The following is a 17,364-nucleotide window of genomic DNA, read 5'->3' as shown; positions in this document are numbered from 1 at the left end:
TCAACGGTGGAGCACTCGGCTGTTAACCGATAGGTTGAAGGTTCGAATCCTTTTCGCGGAGCCATTTTATTTTTTGAACTTTATATAGAAAATTTAGGCTGATATATTATGTATATCAGCTTTTGTTTTTATAACACATATTTTATGTATTAATTGCAAACACTAACTAAGACAATATAAAAAGGAGAGAAGCCTATGGCAGAATATCATTTAGATATAAATGGCGGTATTAAGTTAGGGGATTATAGCAGTATACACGATTATATGGAGTTCATTAGTAAAAATGATAAGTTTACTATTATGATAGAAAAAAGCGATAAGAGTAATATAGATATTATATGTAAGATGTTGACTGATAATAGGTTCAACATAAATAATTTAAATGTAGATTCCAATGGTAGATATCATATTGAAGCATACAGAGATAAATAATATATATATTACTCAAAAACTTAATATATAACTATAAAATCGTTTAAATAGAAATTAATTATGTGATATAATAAAATTGAATTTTAAATTATTTTTGGAGGAAACAATATGGACAAGAATTATGTTATAGGAATAGATTTAGGAGGTACCAAGATAAGTGGAGCTATTTCAGATTTAGAAGGTAATATTTTATCACAAAATACAACTCCTACATTAGCTGAAGATGGAGAAGAAGCGGTTTTAAATAGAATAATTAAAGTAATAGAAAAGGTTATGAGTGATGCTGGAAAAAATTCTGAAGAAATTAAAGCAATAGGAATTGGCTCACCTGGCCCATTAGATGCTAAAAAGGGAGTAATAATAACAACACCTAATTTACCTTTTAAAAACTTTGCACTTGTTGAACCAATAGAAAATAAATTTGGAATAAATACTTATTTAGATAATGATGCTAATGTGGCTGCCATAGGAGAATACTTATTTGGTGCAGGAAAAGGAACTAAAAATATGGTCTTTGTAACAGTAAGCACTGGTGTTGGTGGCGGAGCTATAATTAATGGCGATATATATAGAGGAAACACTAGTAACGCTTTAGAGATAGGTCATACAACTTTAGTTGAGGATGGTCCTAGATGTAATTGTGGAAACTATGGATGCACAGAAGCACTTGCATCTGGAACTGCTATAGCTAAAAGGGCAAAAGAAGCTATAGAAAGTGGAGCAAAAACATCATTAACAAATTATGAAAAAGTTACGTCTTATGAAGTATTTGTTGAAGCTAAAAAAGGGGACAAGGTTGCTTCAGATATAATTGACAAGTGTTTAAATTACCTTGGCATATGTGTAGCAAACATTATAAACACTTTTGACCCTGAAATGGTGATAATAGGTGGAGGAGTCAGTAAGGCAGGAGATATTGTTTTTGATAAAATAAAAGAAGTGGTAGATACAAGAGCATTTAAGGCAATGGCGGAAGCTTGCAAGATAGTTCCAGCAGGACTTGGTACTGATGCAGGTGTAATAGGTGCAGTTGCGTTAGCTTTGTTGGAAAGTAGAAACCAATAAGACCTTAAGATTTAATCTGATTTTATAATATAAAAATTTGCGAACTTTTACTTGAATATTAGGTTTAGTTCGCAATTTTTTTATTACATGAGTTTTATTTAATAATTTAAATATATATTCTAGAACTTGCATTTTTTTTTATAATATTATATAATAAGGTCAAAGAAAGTCAAGGTAAAAAGGAGAGCTTGATATGAGACTATCGGATATTATAGAAGCCTTTTTAAATGATATGTTAAATGAGGCTGACAAAAATGAGCTTGAAATACAGAGAAATGAATTAGCTAATCATTTTAGTTGTGCCCCATCTCAGATAAATTATGTTTTAACAACCAGATTTACTACAGATAGAGGATACTATATAGAAAGTAGGAGAGGTGGTGGAGGCTGCATTAGAATAAGAAAGATAGATTATCAAGATAATAGGAAACCTCTTGTTGATGCCATGATAGAGAAAATTGGAAACAGCATAACCTACAATTCTGCGCTTGGAATTATAAAAGTAATGTTGGATATGGATATTATAACTGAAAGAGAAAGCAATATAATAAAAAGTTCTATAAACGATAGGACATTAGGTGATATTGTTGAAAATAGAAACAAAGTTAGAGCTGAAATTTTAAGATCGGCAGTATTAATCTTATTATCATAAGCAAAACAAAAGCTTTAAAGTGCTGAAGCTGATTAAAATTTGTTTAATAACATATTATATTGTTAAAGTTAAATAAGTTAATAGTTGACAACTAAAGGAGGATTGTTGTTATTATACTTTTTTCTATATGCAGAAAAATTATTTACTATGAATATAAAATATGCAATGTCCTCTGTTTGCTGTGAACTGCTTTATTGAAAGGATGTGTTAATATGTTGTGTGAAATATGTCATAAAAATGAAGCTAATGTTCATATAAAAAAAATAGTTAATGGAGAAAAAAAGGAGCTTCATGTATGTGAAAAGTGTGCAAAGGAAGTTGAAGGTCTAAATATTAATGCAGATATGGAATTTATATCTCCTTTTTCATTCCAAAATATTTTGAGTGGAATTATGGACTATATAGGAACAACTTATCCCAATATGCAATCCTCTGAGCTTACTTGTAAAAATTGTGGAACAACTTACAGTGAATTTAAGCAGAGCGGACTTCTTGGATGCAGTGAGTGTTATAAAAACTTTAGTTCGATGATAGAACCTGTTATAAGCCGAGTTCAGGGAAATGTAGTTCATAATGGCAAGATACCTAAGGAATCTGGAAAACAAATAATTAAAAGGAATAAAATAAATGAACTTAAAGCAGAGCTAAAAAAGGCAGTTGAGTCAGAAGAATATGAAAAAGCTGCAAAATTAAGAGATGAACTTAGAGCGATTAATCCTTCTAAAGGAGATGAGAATTAGTATGGAAAGTTGGATTAATAGTACAAATAAGGATAAAGGAATTGTCTTATCAAGTAGAATAAGGCTTGCGAGAAATATAAGCAAAACTCCTTTTCCAGATAAGTTATCAGATGAGCAAGGAAAAAAAATAACAGGTAGTGTTAGTAGTAAATTTTTAAGTGATGAAAGTATAAAAGGAAAATTTAAATGCATATATTTATGGGAAAATGACAAGAATTCAAATATAGAGTACCTGGAGAAACACTTAATAAGTAAAAAGCTTATAGAAAATAAAAATAAATCAGCATTTATAATAAATAATAATGAAACCATAAGTATAATGTTAAATGAGGAAGATCATATTAGGCTTCAGGGTATATCTGCAGGCTTTGACCTTATAGATGCATATAAAGAATTAAATAAAATAGATGATATTTTAGAGGAAAAAATTGATTATGCCTTCGATGAAAAACTGGGGTATTTAACAGCATGCCCTACTAATCTGGGTACAGGAATGAGAGCTTCTGTTATGGTTCATTTGCCAGCATTGTCTATGAATAATGAAATGACAAGGATATTGAATGCTTTAACGCAAATTGGTATAACTATAAGAGGAATGTTTGGAGAAGGTTCTAGAGCTTTAGGTGACTTATATCAGATATCTAATCAAATTACACTTGGAATAAGTGAAACTGATATAATATCTAATTTAAATGCTGTAGTAAATCAAATATTAAATCAAGAAAAATTGTCTAGAGAACAGATTATGAAAAAATATAAATATGAATTAGAAGATAAAATATATAGATCCTTAGGCATATTAGAAAATGCTGTTATACTAGACAAAGATGAGTGCTTAAAATTAATATCCTCAGTTAGAATGGGAATTGAAATGGATATTATAAAGGATATTGATATTAGAAAATTAGATTCACTTCTTATTGATTCACAAAGTGCTAGTCTAAAAAAAATTTGCAATAAAAATTTATCTGGTAGAGAAGAAGACATAATACGTGCAGATTATGTTAAAAATAATTTAAGGTAGGTGAATAATTATGATGTTTGGAAGATTTTCTGACAGAGCGCAAAAGATAATATACTTTGCTCAAGAAGAAGCTCAGAATTTTCAGCATGGTTATGTAGGAACTGAGCATATATTGTTAGGAATTTTACGTGAAGAGGGTAAGGCAAAAAATATATTAAATAATGTTGGAGTAACAATAGAAAATGTAAAACAGCTTGTACAAGAATATGAAGGAAAAGGTGATGTAGAATTATATAGAAATGAAATTCCACTTACACCTAGAACTAAGAGGCTTTTAGAATTAAGTTTATTAGAAGCTAGAAACTTAAACCATAACTATATAACTCCAGAGCATATACTTCTTGCACTTATAAGAGAAGGAGAGGGAGTTGCATTTACTATTTTAGCTAATTTAGGTGTTGATTTTGAAAGAATTAGAAAAGAAATTTTGGATAGCTTAACTGGAGAAGCTGATGGTGATAGTCCTAAGGCTTCATCTAAGGAAGCACATGATACACCTACTTTAGATAAGTTTGGAAGAGATCTCACTCAGATGGCTGCAGAAGGTAAATTAGACCCAGTTATAGGAAGAGATCACGAAACTCAAAGAATACTTGAAATTTTATGTAGGAGAACTAAAAATAATCCGTGCTTAATAGGTGATCCTGGAGTTGGTAAGACTGCTATTGCAGAGGGGCTAGCACAGAAAATAGTTTCAGGAAATATACCTGAAATACTTAAAAATAAAAGAGTTGTTACATTAGATATGTCTTCAATGGTTGCAGGTTCCAAGTATAGAGGGGAATTTGAAGAGAGACTAAAAAAAGTAATGGAAGAGATAACGAAGGCAAAGAATGTAATACTATTTATTGATGAAATTCATACTATAATTGGAGCAGGCGGAGCAGAAGGTGCCATAGATGCATCAAATATATTAAAACCTTCTCTTGCAAGAGGAGAAATACAATGTATAGGGGCAACTACTATTGATGAGTATAGAAAGTATATAGAAAAAGACGCGGCTCTAGAAAGAAGATTTCAACCTTTGACTGTAGGAGAGCCAACTAAAGAAGAAGCTATACAGATATTAATGGGACTTAGAGATAAGTATGAAGCACATCATAGAGTGAAGATTACTGATGAAGCAATAGAAGCTGCTGTAAATCTTTCAGATAGATATATTACAGATAGATATCTTCCTGATAAGGCCATAGATTTAATTGATGAAGCTGGAGCAAGAGTTAGAATACAAAACCTTACAGCACCACCAGATTTAAAAAATCAGGAAGAGGAGCTTGAAAAGGCAACTAAGGAAAAAGCAGATGCCATAAGACAGCAGGATTTTGAAAAAGCTGCTAAACTTAGAGATAAGGAAAAGGAATTAAGAGGCAAAATCGATGATTTAAAGAAGAATTGGCAGACAAAGAATGATGTGAATAGTCATATTGTTGGAGAAAAGCAAATAGCAACTGTTGTAGCAAAATGGACTAACATTCCTGTTGAAAAGTTGACCGAAAAGGAAGCTGAGAGACTCTTAAAGCTTGAAGAAATACTTCATAAAAGAGTGATTGGTCAAGAAGAGGCTGTAGAGTCAGTATCAAAAGCTGTTAGAAGGGCTAGAGTTGGACTTAAAGATCCAAGAAGACCTATAGGGTCATTTATATTCTTAGGACCTACGGGTGTTGGAAAGACTGAACTTTCAAAAGCACTGGCAGAAGCAATGTTTGGCGATGAAAACAGTATAATTAGAATAGATATGTCTGAATATATGGAGAAGCATACGGTATCAAGACTTGTTGGTTCGCCTCCAGGATATGTTGGATATGATGAAGGTGGTCAGCTTACTGAAAAGGTTCGTAGAAAGCCATATTCAGTTGTTTTATTTGATGAGATAGAAAAGGCACATCCAGATGTGTTTAATATTCTTCTTCAAATATTAGAAGATGGAAGGCTTACAGATGGTAAGGGTAAAACTGTAGACTTTAAAAATACAATTGTTATAATGACTTCTAATGTTGGAGCATCAACTATAAAGAAGCAGAAAACTATGGGATTTTCAACTTCTAAAAATGAAGAGCAAAAACAGTATGATAAAATGAAAGAGAATATAATGGAGGAATTAAAGAGTTCCTTTAGACCAGAATTCCTAAATAGAATAGATGATATAATTGTATTCCATCAACTTGAGGAAAAAGATTTAAGACAGATAGTAAAGCTTATGCTTAATTCAGTGGAGAAAAGACTTGAGGAGCAAAATATAAAAATTCATTTTAATGATGATGCACAAAGCCTGCTTGCTAAACAAGGCTTTGATCCAACTTATGGTGCAAGACCGCTTAGAAGAGCTATAATGAAGACAGTTGAAGATGAAATATCAGAAGCCATATTAAAAGGGGAGATTAGCAAGGATGACAAAATACTTGTTGGGGTAGATGAAAATAAAAAGTTTACTTACAGCAAAGAAAACAGTTAAATTTAATATTGTAATATGAATATTAGTTTTAGCCATCTCAAAACAATACTATTTATTTATTTTGAGGTGGTTATTTTTTTAGAATTATTATATGTAGTGAAACTAGCTCAACTACAAAATACTTATTCATCATAATCCATTGAAAATTTTCATTTTTGTACAAATGAATTTTAAGTTTCAAGGTGGTTTATCTTTATATATAAAATAAGTACAAAAATATATGTTAAATAGGTTATAATTATAATTAGATGAAAAAGAGGTGACAAATGTGGCTAAAAATAAGAACTTTTTTATATGTCAAAAGTGCGGATATGAATCTTTGAAGTGGCTTGGAAAATGTCCAGCCTGCGATAGCTGGAATAGTTTTATTGAAGAAGAAAAAGAAGAAAAAAAGCTGGAAATAAATTTAGGCTTGAAAAATACACCTAAATGTATAATTAATATAAAATCGGGAGAATATGAAAGATATAATACAAATATAAATGAACTTAACAGAGTATTAGGGGGAGGACTTGTTAGGGGGTCTATAACTTTAATATCAGGATCACCTGGAATAGGAAAATCAACGCTTCTTCTTCAAGCTTGTCAAGGAATATCAGAAAAGTATGGTAAAGTTTTATATATTTCGGGCGAAGAATCAGAAGAGCAGATAAAAATGAGAGCCGATAGATTGAAGGTGACATCGCCTAATTTATACATACTATCGGAAACTAATATGGAGACCATAGAAGCTCAAATAGAAAACGTTAAACCAATATTTGTAATAGTTGATTCAATACAAACCTTATATAAGTCCACTTTAACATCTGCGCCAGGAAGTGTGTCACAGGTTAGAGAGTGTGCAAATGATATTATGAGAATAGCGAAGACAAGTAATATTCCATTTTTTATTGTAGCTCATGTTACAAAACAGGGGGAACTTGCAGGCCCTAGAGTTTTAGAACATATAGTTGATACTGTGTTATCCTTTGAAGGTGAAAGAACAGAAGAATTTAGAATACTCAGAACAGTAAAAAATAGATTCGGAACTACAAGTGAAATTGGTGTATTTGAAATGATTGAGAGTGGTCTTGGTGAAATATATAATCCATCTAGTGTTTTTCTTGAAGAAACTAATTTTAAGCAGGAAGGCTCCATAGTAATAGGCATTATGGAAGGAAGTAGGCCAATACTTGTTGAGGTTCAAGCATTAGTTTCTAAAACAAATGCAGTTATGCCAAGAAGAACGGCTGTAGGAGTGGATACTTCAAGATTGAATCTAATATTAGCTGTTCTTGAAAAAAAATTAAAAATACCCTTTTACAATTCGGATGTATATGTTAATGTTGTAGGTGGGCTTGATATTGAAGGAACATATGGAGACTTAGGTATAGCACTTGCACTTATTTCTAGTGCCAAGGGAATCCCTATAAAATTAAATAAGACTATTGCAGTTGGAGAAGTTGGACTCACTGGAGAAGTAAGACCTATTTCATTTTGTGATAGACTTGTAAATGAGGCTGATAAAATGGGATTTGAAAATATACTTGTTCCTAAAAGAAATGTTCAAAAAAGTAATGCTGTAACCGGCATAGGAATCTCTTCGTTGAAAGAGGCAATAAATAAAGTTTTTTAAGGGTGATGATTTGTGAGTAATGCAAGATTAAAAAAAGACAAAGAACTTTTAGACATTCTTAAAATTATGGCTCCCGGCACTGCTCTAAGAGAAGGGCTTGAGAATATTTTGAGAGCGAAAACGGGAGGTCTCGTAGTTTTAGGGGATAATGAGCAGATATTAAAGCTCATGGATGGTGGTTTTAAAATAAATTCAGAATATAGTTCATCATATATATATGAGCTTGCCAAAATGGATGGAGCTATTGTATTAAGCAGTGATCTTAGAAAAATATTAAGTGCAAATGTACAGCTTATACCAGATCCTTCAATTCCAACTTTTGAAACAGGTACAAGACACAGAACGGCTCAAAGAGTTGCAAAACAGACAGGAGCTATTGTTGTTGCTATTTCTCAAAGAAGAAATGTAATTACAATTTATAAAGGTGATATAAAATATGCACTTAGGGACAGCAGTGTTATACTGGCTAAGGCTAATCAGGCACTGCAAACACTTGGAAAATATGTTTCGGTATTGGAGAGAGTTGTAAATAATTTAAATTTACTTGAAGTTCAAGATTTAGTAACACTACTTGATGTTGTAACAGCTGTACAAAGGACAGAAATGGTAATGAGGGTTGTTACTGAGATTGAAAGGTATATATGTGAACTTGGAAATGAAGGAAGACTTATTTCAATGCAGTTAATTGAGCTAATAAGAAATGTAGAACAAGATGGTATTTTCATAATAAGGGATTATTGCAAGGATGGTATAGAATATAATGATATATATAAGCAAATTCAAAATATGTCATCACAAGACTTTTTAGAACTAGAATCTATATCAAAGGTTTTAGGATACAATGGGGTACCTCTTGTTGATACATTGATATCGCCTAAAGGATATAGAATGACTAGCAAAATACCTAGAATACCAGTTAACGTTATTGAAAATATGGTTAAGCATTTTAAGGGATTAAAGCGAATAATGGAAGCGTCTTATGAAGAACTTGATAATGTAGAAGGAATAGGAGAAGCTAGAGCAAAAGCTATAAAAAATGGACTTAGAAGATTGAGAGAACAATTTATATTAGATAATTAATATAACTCAAAGTGATAAGCTAAAATGGTAATAGATTATCACTTTGAATTAATACTAAGTTTACCTAAATGTATATTTTCCAAGAGTATCAATTTTGTTGTATTCTTTTAGCATAATATCATATAAATTTATATCAAGAGAATTGCAAAGTGCAGTTAGATAAAATAGGTTATTTCCTATCTCACTTTCAATAATATCTCTGCAGCTCTCACATAAATTACCTTTTATGCTTGACTTTGAGTTTTTAGTTAAAATTTTAATATCTTCAATATTAAAGTCTTTTGGCAGATGAACTTTTTTTGTTTGAATTTCTATACAACCACAGTTAGTTGCAGATTTAGCTACTGCTCTATTGATTCTTGCTTGAGATTCTTGAAGTTTTGTCATTATGTCAAGTAAACTTCTATGCCTTAACAACGATTCATTTACAGAGTTTTGAAAATCATCAAAAATTACATCTTTCACTAGGCTTCATCTCCTTATAAAGATTTTTCCACATGCCTACAAAGTAATTATAAAATCATTTAGATGATTTTGTCAATAATATAAATTAGGACCAAATGTAACGTAGATGCTATGTGAATATGAAAATGTTTACCACGAATATATAATAAATCAATTATAATTAATTTACTAGGGGGATATAAAATGAAATAATTGTAAAAAGTATTTGAAATTAATCTATATAGGCATATTTTGTTGTTGAAAATATGTATCGTTTAGAGTATATTTAAAATAAGATATTTTTTACAAAAATTAGATTTAAATTTACCAAAATAGGTAATAATTAATAAAGGAGGTGTCATGTGGTGGTAAAAAAGATATTAAGAGGGCTTTTTACACTTATAGGCTTAATTGCAGGATATCTTATAGGTGCTGCAATTTTAAAGGGAAGATATTTTTCACAAATTAATTATATAAATACTAATACAGTTTATAAGGTATTATTTTTAGTTTTTTGTGTTCTATTTTTTGGTATTATATTCTTTATAATATCTCCATGGATTAATTCTCTTATTATAAAGCTGATGGACTATATAGAAAATAATATTCAAAAGGTTCCAGGGACTGAGATATTATTTGGTACAGTTGGAGGGATAATAGGACTTATAATTTCTTCACTTGTATTAAGTGTTTTTTCTAGAATTTCTGTAATATGGTCTATAATATCTATAGTTGTAAATATAATTACAGCTATTATATTTGCAGATATTGCTGTAAAAAAGAGAGAAGAACTTATGACTTTTTTTTATGGTCTTAAGAAGGCAGGTTCATCAAAAGAGAAAAAATCAAAGACAGTTTCAAGGGGTACTCCAAAGGTATTGGATACTTCGGTTATAATAGATGGACGAATATTTGATATATGCCAAACAGGCTTTGTTGAGGGAACGTTAGTAATCCCTAACTTTGTTCTTAGAGAATTAAGACATATAGCAGATTCTTCTGATGCCTTAAAGAGAAATAGAGGAAGAAGAGGACTTGATATATTAAATAAAATTCAAAAGGAATTGAATATTAAAGTTGAAATGTATGAAAAGGATTTTCCTGAAATAGAAGAAGTTGATATCAAACTTTTAAAACTGGCACAGGTACTGAATGGAATGGTAATTACAAATGATTATAATTTAAATAAAGTTGCAGAATTTCAAGGTGTTCCAGTACTTAATATAAATGAATTAGCTAATGCAATTAAGCCAGTAGTTCTTCCAGGAGAGGAAATGGTAATTCAGATTGTTAAGGATGGTAAAGAATCTGGACAAGGAATTGCTTATCTTGATGACGGTACAATGATAGTTGTTGAGGGAGGTAAAAAGCATATTGGAGAAACACTTGAAGTAATTGTTACATCTGTGCTTCAAACCGCTGCAGGAAGAATGATATTTGCAAAGCGTAAAGAATAGCAGAAAGGGTAATAGACTAATGAATTGTGCAATTATTATGGCTGCGGGAAAAGGAAAAAGAATGAAGGCTGATATAAATAAGCAGTTTATTCTTATAAAAGACAAACCAATATTAGCGTATACGATAGAGAAATTTGAGAAAAATTCTTTTATTGATCAAATTGTGATTGTAGCAGCTCCAGAGGAAGTAAACTTCTGTAAAAGTGAAATAGTTTACAAGTATAGCTTTAAAAAAGTCAAAAAGATTGTTTGTGGAGGAAAGGAAAGACAAGATTCCGTTTTAAATGGTCTTATAGCTGCAAAGGAAAGTGACATTGTACTTATACATGATGGAGCAAGACCTTTTGTAGATAATAGGATAATAAGCAGTGGAATAGAGTATGCAAAACTTTATGGTGGTGCTGCTTGTGGTATGGCTCCTAAGGATACTATTAAAGTTAAAAAGTCAGACGGATTTTCTGAAAGAACAATTGATAGAAGTAAGTTGTTCTGTGTTCAAACTCCACAATGCTTCAAATATGAGGAGATTTTAAAGGCTCATATGTATGCCAAAGAAAAAAATATACCTGCTACAGATGATACTATGCTTTTTGAAATGGCAGGAAATAGAGTATATCTTTATGAAGGTAGTTATAATAATATTAAGATAACTACTCCTGAAGATTTATATTCTGCTGAGAAGCTTATTGATTCTGGTTATTAGTATGTTGACACATATTATGTTAAAAGGTATAATTTTTAAATAGCAAAGTTAATGAAGGAAAAAAAGCGTTTGTTAAAAGAATAATTGTAAAATAATATTAAGACTATGATAAAGATTAGTAGAAACTTAAAAATATATTCAGAGAGAAAATCCATGGCTGAAAGATTTTCAACTTAGTTTCGAACCTACTTTGGAGTTGTATAAAATACCGGCAAAACCGTTATCTTAATGAGTACAAATTTAGGTGGTACCGCGAAAACTCGCCCTAATCTTTAGGGGGAGTTTTTTTTATGGATAAACAACGTGAAAGATTTAAATTCACAATACAAAATTTGTTCTGTGAAATTATGGTTTAACTCAGAGTACAGCTGACAGGGTACAGAGCACAGTGAAGGTGGATTTACCTTTTGCTACGCTTAGCTAAATCTTAGAACTTATTACTATCAGCTGCGCTGAACATTATACTTTGCACCATGCGTAAGCATTAAGTTTTAGATTTTTTAAGCGATAGCGGAGAAAAATCATCCTTCACTGTCCTCTGTCAATTGTACTTTGTACTCTGAATTAATTGTTATAAAAATATTTCAAGTAATTTAAAGCTTGTAAGTAATTTAAAATATATACATAAATAAAAGATAGTAGGAGGATTTACTATAATGAAAATGTCAAATATGTTAATGTTAACTTTAAGGGAAACACCAGCAGAAGCAGAAATAGAAAGCCATAAGCTCATGCTTAGATCTGGAATGATAAGAAAGATGGCTTCAGGAGTGTATAACTATATGCCTCTTGGATTAAAAGTATTAAAAAATATTGAAAATATAGTAAGAGAAGAAATGAACAATGCTGGTGCACAAGAGTTTTTAGCATCTGCTCTTTTGCCTTCAGAGCTTTGGAAGGAATCTGGTAGATGGGAAGTATTTGGACCAGAGATGTTTAAATTAAATGATAGAAATGATAGAGAATTTTGCCTTGGACCAACTCATGAAGAGGTTTTTACTGATTTAGCTAGAAATGAGATAAAATCCTATAAGCAGCTTCCTGTTAACTTGTATCAAATTCAAACTAAGTATAGAGATGAAAGAAGACCAAGGTTTGGAATGATACGTTCAAGAGAATTTGTAATGAAGGATGCATACAGTTTTGATAAGGATTATGCAGGTTTAGATATATCTTACGATAAAATGTATGAAGCTTATACTAAAATATTTAAAAGATGCAATGTTGAATGTAAAGCTGTAGCTGCAGATTCAGGTGCAATGGGTGGATCAGGCTCAGCAGAATTTATGGTTAAATCTGAAATTGGTGAAGATGAAGTTGCATTTTGCAAGGAATGTGATTATGCAGCTAATGTTGAAAAGGCACCAAGTACTCCAGAAAAAGCTGCTGAAGAAGAATTAAAAGAATTAACAAAGGTTGAGACACCACATGCAAAAACTATAGAAGACTTGGTTAAATTTTTTAATACTGATTCCAAAAAGTTTGCAAAGACAATAATATATAAAGCAGATGATAAAGTTGTTGCAGTAATGGTTAGAGGCGATAGAGAAGTAAACGAAACAAAGGTGAAAAATGCAGTTGGAGCTCCGGTTGAGTTTGAACTTGCAGATGAAAAAACCGTAAAAAATGCAACGGGAGCGATAGTAGGCTTTGCAGGTCCAATAGGAATTAAAGCAGACTATTTATTTGTAGATAATGAAGTTACCTTTATGTATAACTTTATTGTTGGAGCAAATGAAACAGGATATCATTTTTCAAATGTTAATTATGGCAGAGATTTTGAAGGGACTGTTGGGGACTTTAGAAATGCTGTAGAAGGAGAAAAGTGTCCTAAGTGTGGAAAAGAACTTACAATAGCAAGAGGCATAGAGGTAGGACACATATTTAAATTAGGAACTAAATACTCTGAAGCAATGGGAGCTTATTTTGTAGATGAAAATGGAGAAAATAAACCTCTCATTATGGGATGTTATGGAATTGGAATAAATAGGACTATGGCAGCTGTAATAGAGCAACATCATGATGAAAACGGAATAGTTTGGCCAATGTCGGTAGCACCATATAAGGTTATAGTTGTTCCAGCTGTATTTAAGAGTGAAGAACAAATGAAAACAGCAGAAAAGTTATATAATGAAATAAAGGCTTTAGGAATAGAAGTGCTTCTTGACGATAGAAATGAAAGAGCAGGAGTTAAATTTAAGGATGCTGATTTAATAGGAATTCCTATAAGAATTACTGTTGGTAAAAAAATAGCTGATGGAGAAGTTGAATTTAAGCTTAGAAGCTCTAGTGATATTGAAACTATAAGTTTAGATTCTGTAATAGATAGGATTAAAAAAGAGATTAAATAGTTTTTATTAAGCAAGGAGGAAAAAAATGAAAATATTTAATACGATGACACGGCAAAAAGAAGAATTTGTACCTATTAACCCTGGTGAGGTCAAAATGTATGTGTGTGGTCCTACGGTATATGATTTTTTTCATATAGGCAATGCCAGAACTTTTGTTATATTTGATACTGTAAGAAGATACCTTGAGTATAAGGGCTATAAAGTTTCATTCATTCAAAATTTTACAGACATAGATGATAAATTAATAAATAAAGCAAATGAAGAGGGAACAACACTTAAAGAGGTTGGAGAAAGATATATAAAAGAATATTATAAGGATGCTGATGCACTTCATATAGAAAGAGCAACCTGCAATCCAAGAGCAACTGAATTTGTCGATGAAATAATAAAGTTTATAAGCGAACTCATCGAGAAAGGATATGCTTATGAAGTTGATGGCGATGTATATTTTAATACAAAATCTTTTAAGGAATATGGAAAGCTTTCAGGGCAAAATCTTGAAGATCTTCAATCTGGAGCTAGAATAGATGTGGATGAAAGAAAAAAGGATCCAATGGATTTTGCTGTATGGAAAAATAAAAAGCCAGGAGAACCTGCATGGAAAAGCCCTTGGGGTGAAGGAAGACCAGGTTGGCATATAGAATGTTCATGTATGTCATCTAAGCTTTTAGGGGATACCATAGACATTCATGCAGGTGGAATGGATTTGGTTTTTCCACACCATGAAAATGAGATAGCACAAAGTGAAGCAAGAAGCGGAAAGAAATTTGCTAATTATTGGATGCACGCAGCATATTTAAATATAAATAATAAGAAAATGTCAAAATCACTTAAAAACTTTTTTACAACTAGAGAGATTTTAGAAAAGTATGATGCTGAAGTCGTAAGAATGTTCTTATTGTCAGCTCAATACAGAACACCACTTAATTTTACAGAAGAACTATTGAATTCTGCGAAACTTTCCATGGATAGATTGTATAATTCAATTTCTAATTTGGAAAACTTGTATGATGAAGTAAAGATTGAAAAATTAACAGATGAAGAATCAAAATCTATTAAGATGATAGACGAATACAAAGAAAAATTTGAGAGTAGAATGGACGATGATTTTAATACAGCAGATGGTATATCCGTTATATTTGAATTGATTAAAGATTTAAATATTAATATCAATGCTAATTCATCAAAAGAGTTAATAAAATATGCTCTTGATACTATAAGAAAAATCGGAAAACCTCTTGGAATTTTGCAAAAGACTACTAAGAAATCCATTGAGGATGAAGTAGAAGACCTAATTCAAAAAAGACAGGAAGCTAGAAAAAATAAGGATTTTAAGCTTGCTGATAAAATAAGAGATGATTTAAGTGCTAGAGGTATAATATTAGAGGATACCAAGGCTGGGGTAAGATGGAAGTATAAATAAAGTTTAAAATCACAACTAACGTTAATTTTTATTAATCTCATTACAAAAAATTTTATATAAAAAGTATAGGAACATAAAAAATAAAATTATTTATTGTCCCTATACTTTTTATTTTTTGTAGAGAAACTGAGAAAAATATTCCTTAACTGTGAATTGTGTACTTAGCATAGTAAATTAATAAAGTAGTAAATGCTTATCCTTGTTTTTTTCATTGTGTTAAAAATACAACCAAAAAACTAATATATTATAAAAACTCTCCAAATCATTGACAATTAACCTTCTAGATGATAAATTTTTAGAAAACATATCTTAAAGTCAAGAGGTGATAACATTGAATCCTTATGTATTATCAGTACTTGTAGATAATAATCCTGGTGTACTTACAAGAGTTTGCGAATTGTTTAATAGAAGGGGTTATAACCTTGAAAGTGTTACAGCAGGAATTACAGAAAATGAGAAATTGTCCAGACTTACTTTGATTTCTAAGATGAATAATGAAGATGAAGTAGAGCAATTGATTAAGCAAATTAAGAAATTAGAGGATGTACACAAGGTTATACTTTTAAGCGATTCAGAATCAGTGTGCAAAACTATAATGTTTATAAAGGTAAATGCAAAAGGAGCTGCAAGACAGGAAATTTTAAACTGTGTAAATATTTTTAGAGCAGCTGTAGTAGATGTAACAAATGAAACCTTGACAATAGAGATAACTGGTGACAGCAATAAAATAGAGGCGTTTAAAAAGCTTTTGGAGGCATATGGAATAATAGAGGTAGTAAGCAGCGGATTCATTGCTATACAAAGAGGTATGAAATCAATATAAAATATAAATACTAATATAATAAAATATTTAGGGGGCTTTACAATGGCAAAAGTATATTATGAACAGGATTGTAATCTTGATTATTTAAAAGGTAAAAAAGTTGCTGTAATAGGATACGGAAGTCAAGGACACGCACATGCACTTAATTTACATGAAAGTGGCGTGGATGTGGTTGTTGGTTTATACGAAGGAAGTAAATCATGGGCTAAGGCAGAAGCAGCAGGGTTAACAGTAAAAACTTCCGCAGAGGCTGCTAAAGAAGCAGATATTATAATGATTTTAATAAACGACGAAAAACAGGCTAAGCTATATAAGGAAAGTATAGAACCTAACCTTACTGCGGGAAAAGCATTAGTATTTGCTCACGGTTTTGCAATACATTTTGGACAAATAATTCCACCACCAGATGTTGATGTATTCTTAATTGCTCCAAAGGGACCTGGACACACTGTAAGAAGTCAATTCTTAGAAGGACACGGAGTTCCATGCCTTATAGCAATTCATCAAAATGCTACAGGCCAAGCAAAAGAGGTTGCACTTGCTTATGCACTTGGAATAGGTGGAGCAAGAGCAGGAGTTATAGAAACTTCATTTAAAGAGGAAACTGAAACTGATTTGTTCGGTGAGCAGGCTGTTTTATGTGGAGGAGTTACAGCGCTTATTCAAGCTGGCTTTGAAACCTTGGTAGAAGCAGGATATCAACCAGAAATGGCATATTTTGAATGCTGCCATGAAATGAAATTAATAGTTGATTTAATTAATCAAGGCGGACTTAACTTAATGAGATATTCAATAAGTGATACAGCAGAATATGGTGATTATATTACAGGTGAAAAGATTATAACTGAAGATACTAAAAAGGCAATGAAATCAGTTTTGAAGGATATACAAAATGGAACGTTTGCAAGAAATTGGCTCCTTGAAAATCAAGTTGGTAGACCATATTTTAATGCATCAAAGAGAACGCATGCAGAGCACCAGATTGAAAAAGTTGGAGCTGAACTTAGACAAATGATGTCTTGGATGAAAAAGTAATTGTTTCAAAACTTGTATGTCTTTTATGGATATACAAGTTTTATTCTTAATAAGTTAGAAGGGTGAAA

At 31.3% G+C, this 17,364-nt stretch carries 15 protein-coding genes and 1 other annotated feature; of the genes, 14 read left to right on the top strand and 1 reads right to left on the bottom strand.

Annotated elements, in window-relative coordinates; translation table 11 throughout:
• Positions 1-195: 195 nt before the first annotated feature.
• The 8 genes from ACJDT4_RS02345 to disA all read left to right on the top strand — a co-directional run bounded on the left by ACJDT4_RS02345 (position 196) and on the right by disA (position 9,060).
• Positions 196-432 (top strand): hypothetical protein, encoded by a 237-nt coding sequence (locus ACJDT4_RS02345; RefSeq protein ID WP_406785908.1) that lies wholly within the window; start codon positions 196-198, stop codon positions 430-432.
• A 108-nt stretch (positions 433-540) separates the two neighbouring features.
• On the top strand, positions 541-1,497 hold the full coding sequence (locus ACJDT4_RS02340) for an ROK family protein (protein WP_406785907.1): 957 nt from the start codon (positions 541-543) through the stop codon (positions 1,495-1,497).
• 193 nt (positions 1,498-1,690) lie between these two features.
• On the top strand, positions 1,691-2,149 hold the full coding sequence (locus ACJDT4_RS02335) for a CtsR family transcriptional regulator (protein WP_406785906.1): 459 nt from the start codon (positions 1,691-1,693) through the stop codon (positions 2,147-2,149).
• Positions 2,150-2,361: 212 nt separating this feature from the next.
• Positions 2,362-2,889 (top strand): UvrB/UvrC motif-containing protein, encoded by a 528-nt coding sequence (locus tag ACJDT4_RS02330; RefSeq protein ID WP_406785905.1) that lies wholly within the window; start codon positions 2,362-2,364, stop codon positions 2,887-2,889.
• A 1-nt stretch (position 2,890) separates the two neighbouring features.
• Complete coding sequence (locus tag ACJDT4_RS02325) at positions 2,891-3,913, top strand: protein arginine kinase (RefSeq protein WP_406785904.1); 1,023 nt, start codon at positions 2,891-2,893, stop codon at positions 3,911-3,913.
• Between the two features lie 10 nt (positions 3,914-3,923).
• Positions 3,924-6,365 (top strand): ATP-dependent Clp protease ATP-binding subunit, encoded by a 2,442-nt coding sequence (locus ACJDT4_RS02320; protein ID WP_406785903.1) that lies wholly within the window; start codon positions 3,924-3,926, stop codon positions 6,363-6,365.
• 268 nt (positions 6,366-6,633) lie between these two features.
• Positions 6,634-7,980 (top strand): DNA repair protein RadA, encoded by a 1,347-nt coding sequence (gene radA / locus ACJDT4_RS02315; RefSeq protein WP_406785902.1) that lies wholly within the window; start codon positions 6,634-6,636, stop codon positions 7,978-7,980.
• Positions 7,981-7,992: 12 nt separating this feature from the next.
• Entirely contained in the window at positions 7,993-9,060 is a 1,068-nt protein-coding gene (gene disA / locus ACJDT4_RS02310; RefSeq protein WP_406785901.1) for a DNA integrity scanning diadenylate cyclase DisA, read from the top strand.
• Positions 9,061-9,120: 60 nt separating this feature from the next.
• Here disA and ACJDT4_RS02305 read toward each other — a convergent pair whose 3' ends face one another.
• Entirely contained in the window at positions 9,121-9,525 is a 405-nt protein-coding gene (locus ACJDT4_RS02305) for a nucleoside triphosphate pyrophosphohydrolase family protein (protein ID WP_406785900.1), read from the bottom strand.
• Between the two features lie 344 nt (positions 9,526-9,869).
• Here ACJDT4_RS02305 and ACJDT4_RS02300 point away from each other — a divergent pair, with 344 nt between their 5' ends.
• The 6 genes from ACJDT4_RS02300 (at position 9,870) to ilvC (ending at position 17,296) form a co-directional block, all read left to right on the top strand.
• A complete protein-coding gene (locus ACJDT4_RS02300; RefSeq protein WP_406785899.1) occupies positions 9,870-10,961 on the top strand; it encodes a PIN/TRAM domain-containing protein in 1,092 nt (363 codons plus the stop codon).
• A gap of 19 nt (positions 10,962-10,980) precedes the next feature.
• Positions 10,981-11,664, top strand: coding sequence for a 2-C-methyl-D-erythritol 4-phosphate cytidylyltransferase (gene ispD / locus ACJDT4_RS02295; RefSeq protein WP_406785921.1), 684 nt, complete (start codon positions 10,981-10,983; stop codon positions 11,662-11,664).
• 96 nt (positions 11,665-11,760) lie between these two features.
• Positions 11,761-11,935, top strand: a binding site (T-box leader).
• Positions 11,936-12,320: 385 nt separating this feature from the next.
• A complete protein-coding gene (locus ACJDT4_RS02290; RefSeq protein ID WP_406785898.1) occupies positions 12,321-14,015 on the top strand; it encodes a proline--tRNA ligase in 1,695 nt (564 codons plus the stop codon).
• Between the two features lie 25 nt (positions 14,016-14,040).
• Positions 14,041-15,438: a cysteine--tRNA ligase gene (cysS, locus tag ACJDT4_RS02285; protein WP_406785897.1), complete on the top strand. Its 1,398-nt coding sequence runs from the start codon at positions 14,041-14,043 to the stop codon at positions 15,436-15,438.
• A 322-nt stretch (positions 15,439-15,760) separates the two neighbouring features.
• Positions 15,761-16,261, top strand: a complete 501-nt coding sequence (gene ilvN / locus ACJDT4_RS02280) for an acetolactate synthase small subunit (RefSeq protein WP_406785896.1) — start codon at positions 15,761-15,763, stop codon at positions 16,259-16,261.
• Positions 16,262-16,303: 42 nt separating this feature from the next.
• Positions 16,304-17,296 carry a ketol-acid reductoisomerase gene (gene ilvC / locus ACJDT4_RS02275; RefSeq protein ID WP_406785895.1) on the top strand — a complete coding sequence of 331 codons (993 nt, stop codon included), beginning with the start codon at positions 16,304-16,306 and terminating at the stop codon, positions 17,294-17,296.
• Positions 17,297-17,364: the final 68 nt, after the last annotated feature.

This window comes from Clostridium neuense (assembly GCF_045310695.1).
Classification (GTDB): domain Bacteria; phylum Bacillota; class Clostridia; order Clostridiales; family Clostridiaceae; genus Clostridium_S; species Clostridium_S neuense.
This window is presented reverse-complemented; position numbering and strand designations above follow the sequence as displayed.